At 53.9% G+C, this 5,098-nt stretch carries 2 rRNA genes; both read left to right on the forward strand.

Annotation, left to right across the window (positions count from 1 at the left end):
* Positions 1 to 287: 287 nt before the first annotated feature.
* A 16S ribosomal RNA gene (locus IFU11_RS19875) occupies positions 288 to 1,808 on the forward strand.
* Between the two features lie 452 nt (positions 1,809 to 2,260).
* Positions 2,261 to 5,098 (forward strand): 23S ribosomal RNA (locus tag IFU11_RS19880); the annotation flags it as partial.

The raw sequence follows: 5,098 nt of genomic DNA on the forward strand, positions 1-5,098 counted from the left end.
TAGAGAAGTTGCCCTGCAGGGCGGTCGTGATGGCCAAAGGCAGGAGCATCCGATCCTTGAGAACTCAACAGCGTGCACAATGTCAAATGCCAAAAACCTCGTGCAATTGATGCCTTCCTTTTCGGTTGGTTGATGTTGTAAGAGATTCCTTTGGAAAACATTTAAACAAAACAAAGCAAGTCAGTAATGATTTGTTCTGTCAGTTTCAAACTTGCATCGTGTTCACCTATTCCGGTGGCATGGTGCGCGAAATGTGCCGGCTGCTTCGGTGGTCGTGCAATTCAACATTTACGGAGAGTTTGATCCTGGCTCAGGACGAACGCTGGCGGCGTGCTTAACACATGCAAGTCGAACGATGAAGCCCAGCTTGCTGGGTGGATTAGTGGCGAACGGGTGAGTAACACGTGAGTAACCTGCCCTTGACTCTGGGATAAGCGTTGGAAACGACGTCTAATACCGGATACGAGCTTCCACCGCATGGTGAGTTGCTGGAAAGAATTTTGGTCAAGGATGGACTCGCGGCCTATCAGCTTGTTGGTGAGGTAACGGCTCACCAAGGCGACGACGGGTAGCCGGCCTGAGAGGGTGACCGGCCACACTGGGACTGAGACACGGCCCAGACTCCTACGGGAGGCAGCAGTGGGGAATATTGCACAATGGGCGAAAGCCTGATGCAGCAACGCCGCGTGAGGGACGACGGCCTTCGGGTTGTAAACCTCTTTTAGCAGGGAAGAAGCGAAAGTGACGGTACCTGCAGAAAAAGCACCGGCTAACTACGTGCCAGCAGCCGCGGTAATACGTAGGGTGCAAGCGTTGTCCGGAATTATTGGGCGTAAAGAGCTCGTAGGCGGTTTGTCGCGTCTGCTGTGAAATCCCGAGGCTCAACCTCGGGTCTGCAGTGGGTACGGGCAGACTAGAGTGCGGTAGGGGAGATTGGAATTCCTGGTGTAGCGGTGGAATGCGCAGATATCAGGAGGAACACCGATGGCGAAGGCAGATCTCTGGGCCGCTACTGACGCTGAGGAGCGAAAGGGTGGGGAGCAAACAGGCTTAGATACCCTGGTAGTCCACCCCGTAAACGTTGGGCGCTAGATGTGGGGACCATTCCACGGTTTCCGTGTCGTAGCTAACGCATTAAGCGCCCCGCCTGGGGAGTACGGCCGCAAGGCTAAAACTCAAAGGAATTGACGGGGGCCCGCACAAGCGGCGGAGCATGCGGATTAATTCGATGCAACGCGAAGAACCTTACCAAGGCTTGACATATACGAGAACGGGCCAGAAATGGTCAACTCTTTGGACACTCGTAAACAGGTGGTGCATGGTTGTCGTCAGCTCGTGTCGTGAGATGTTGGGTTAAGTCCCGCAACGAGCGCAACCCTCGTTCTATGTTGCCAGCACGTAATGGTGGGAACTCATGGGATACTGCCGGGGTCAACTCGGAGGAAGGTGGGGACGACGTCAAATCATCATGCCCCTTATGTCTTGGGCTTCACGCATGCTACAATGGCCAGTACAAAGGGCTGCAATACCGTAAGGTGGAGCGAATCCCAAAAAGCTGGTCCCAGTTCGGATTGAGGTCTGCAACTCGACCTCATGAAGTCGGAGTCGCTAGTAATCGCAGATCAGCAACGCTGCGGTGAATACGTTCCCGGGCCTTGTACACACCGCCCGTCAAGTCATGAAAGTCGGTAACACCCGAAGCCAGTGGCCTAACCGCAAGGATGGAGCTGTCTAAGGTGGGATCGGTAATTAGGACTAAGTCGTAACAAGGTAGCCGTACCGGAAGGTGCGGCTGGATCACCTCCTTTCTAAGGAGCATGTGCAACGCTCGTCTGTATACAGCGAGGTTTACGTTGTCAAGTCACACTGAGACGAATGTTCTCGGGTGGCGCTCATGGGTGGAACATTGACATTGATGCAGACGTGAGAGTCTGCCAGCAAGTACGTCTTCTTCGGGAGATTGGAACGGTGGCCGGCTGGAGGGTTTGCATATGCACGCTGTTGGGTCCTGAGGGACCGGATCTTCTCCGCTTCGGTGGAGGAAGGACGAACCTCAGGGCCTCTTTTGCTTGACATCAATGGTCAAGGAGAGAGGTACCGCCCGTACTTTGAGAACTACACAGTGGACGCGAGCATCTTAGATTCATGACCCTTTGGGGTTGTGGATCACAAAGATCAAAACATACTTCTTCGGAAGTGATGTTGATCATTGGTCAATCTGCATCAGGTAACTGGTGCCGATCGATTCAAACTCATGTGATTTCAAATTTCTAAGAGCAAACGGTGGATGCCTTGGCATCTGGAGCCGAAGAAGGACGTAGTAATCTGCGATAAGCCTCGGGGAGCTGATAAACGAGCTGTGATCCGAGGATTTCCGAATGGGGAAACCCCGCCAGGCCCCTTGCGGTGATCTGGTGACTCCCGCCTGAATATATAGGGCGGGTAGAGGGAACGGGGGGAAGTGAAACATCTCAGTACCCCCAGGAAGAGAAAACAACAGTGATTCCGTCAGTAGTGGCGAGCGAAATCGGAAGAGGCTAAACCGGGCATGTGTGATAGCTATCAGGCGTTGCATGTCCGGGGTTGTGGGACTTCTCACTCCGAACTGATATTCGGGGAGCATTAGAACGTGGTATAGACGAATGGGATTGAAAGCCCAGCCAGAGACGGTGCCAGCCCGGTAGTCGAAATGCTGCAATCGTGCGAGGAGTATCCCAAGTAGCACGGGGCCCGAGAAATCCCGTGTGAATCTGTCAGGACCACCTGATAAGCCTAAATACTCCCAGATGACCGATAGCGGACAAGTACCGTGAGGGAAAGGTGAAAAGTACCCCGGGAGGGGAGTGAAATAGTACCTGAAACCGTTTGCTTACAAACCGTTGGAGCACCCTTGTAGGTGTGACAGCGTGCCTTTTGAAGAATGAGCCTGCGAGTTAGCGATATGTGGCGAGGTTAACCCGTGTGGGGTAGCCGTAGCGAAAGCGAGTCTGAATAGGGCGATTCAGTCGCATGTCCTAGACCCGAAGCGAAGTGATCTATCCATGGCCAGGTTGAAGCGACGGTAAGACGTCGTGGAGGACCGAACCCACTTAGGTTGAAAACTGAGGGGATGAGCTGTGGATAGGGGTGAAAGGCCAATCAAACTTCGTGATAGCTGGTTCTCTCCGAAATGCATTTAGGTGCAGCGTTGCGTGTTTCTTGCCGGAGGTAGAGCTACTGGATGGCCGATGGGGCCCAAAAGCTTACTGACGTCAGCCAAACTCCGAATGCCGGTAAGTGAGAGCGCAGCAGTGAGACGGTGGGGGATAAGCTTCATCGTCGAGAGGGAAACAACCCAGACCACCAACTAAGGTCCCAAAGCGCGTGCTAAGTGGGAAAGGATGTGGAGTTGCACAGACAACCAGGAGGTTGGCTTAGAAGCAGCCACCCTTGAAAGAGTGCGTAATAGCTCACTGGTCAAGTGATTCCGCGCCGACAATGTAACGGGGCTCAAGCACGCCACCGAAGTTGTGGCATTGATATTTTTGGTAGGCCTTCGTGGTCCAGCCGTATTGATGGGTAGGAGAGCGTCGTGTGGCGAGTGAAGCGGCGGTGTAAACCAGCCGTGGACGCTACACGAGTGAGAATGCAGGCATGAGTAGCGAAAGACATGTGAGAAACATGTCCTCCGAAAGACCAAGGGTTCCAGGGTCAAGCTAATCTTCCCTGGGTAAGTCGGGACCTAAGGCGAGGCCGACAGGCGTAGTCGATGGACAACGGGTTGATATTCCCGTACCCGCGAAGAACCGCCCAAGATAATCCAGTGGTGCTAAGAGTCCTAACCCGGACGACTGATTCCCTTCGGGGATGATGGGTCCGGTCTAACGCTCGACCCCATGCTGGTGCGTTTAGCGTATTAACAGGTGTGACGCAGGAAGGTAGCCTATGCCGGGCGATGGTTGTCCCGGTGTAAGTGCGTAGGCTGAGAGATAGGCAAATCCGTCTCTCGTGAAGGCTGAGACACGATACGGACCCGTAAGGGATAGTAGGTGATCCTATGCTGCCAAGAAAAGCATCGACGCGAGGTTCTAGTGGCCCGTACCCCAAACCGACTCAGGTGGTCAGGTAGAGAATACTAAGGAGATCGAGAGAATCGTGGTTAAGGAACTCGGCAAAATGCCCCCGTAACTTCGGGAGAAGGGGGGCCTGAGGCGTATTAGGACTTGCTCCGAAAGCGTTTGAAGGCCGCAGAGACCAGTGGGAAGCGACTGTTTACTAAAAACACAGGTCCGTGCCAAGTCGCAAGACGATGTATACGGACTGACGCCTGCCCGGTGCTGGAAGGTTAAGAGGAACGGTTAGCCGCAAGGCGAAGCTGAGAATTTAAGCCCCAGTAAACGGCGGTGGTAACTATAACCATCCTAAGGTAGCGAAATTCCTTGTCGGGTAAGTTCCGACCTGCACGAATGGCGTAACGACTTCCCAGCTGTCTCAACCGCGAACTCGGCGAAATTGCATTACGAGTAAAGATGCTCGTTACGCGCAGCAGGACGGAAAGACCCCGTGACCTTTACTACAGCTTGGTATTGGTGTTCGGTGTGGCTTGTGTAGGATAGGTGGGAGACTGTGAAGCTTGGACGCTAGTTCAGGTGGAGTCATTGTTGAAATACCACTCTGGTCACTCTGGATATCTAACTTCGAACCGTAATCCGGTTCAGGGACAGTGCCTGGTGGGTAGTTTAACTGGGGCGGTTGCCTCCCAAAAAGTAACGGAGGCGCCCAAAGGTTCCCTCAACCTGGTTGGCAATCAGGTGTCGAGTGTAAGTGCACAAGGGAGCTTGACTGTGAGACTGACAAGTCGAGCAGGGACGAAAGTCGGGACTAGTGATCCGGCAGTGGCTTGTGGAAGCGCTGTCGCTCAACGGATAAAAGGTACCTCGGGGATAACAGGCTGATCTTGCCCAAGAGTCCATATCGACGGCATGGTTTGGCACCTCGATGTCGGCTCGTCGCATCCTGGGGCTGGAGTAGGTCCCAAGGGTTGGGCTGTTCGCCCATTAAAGCGGTACGCGAGCTGGGTTTAGAACGTCGTGAGACAGTTCGGTCCCTATCCGCTGCG

The organism is Plantibacter sp. CFBP 8804 (genome assembly GCF_014841225.1).
In the GTDB taxonomy this organism is placed as follows: Bacteria; Actinomycetota; Actinomycetes; order Actinomycetales; family Microbacteriaceae; genus Plantibacter; species Plantibacter auratus.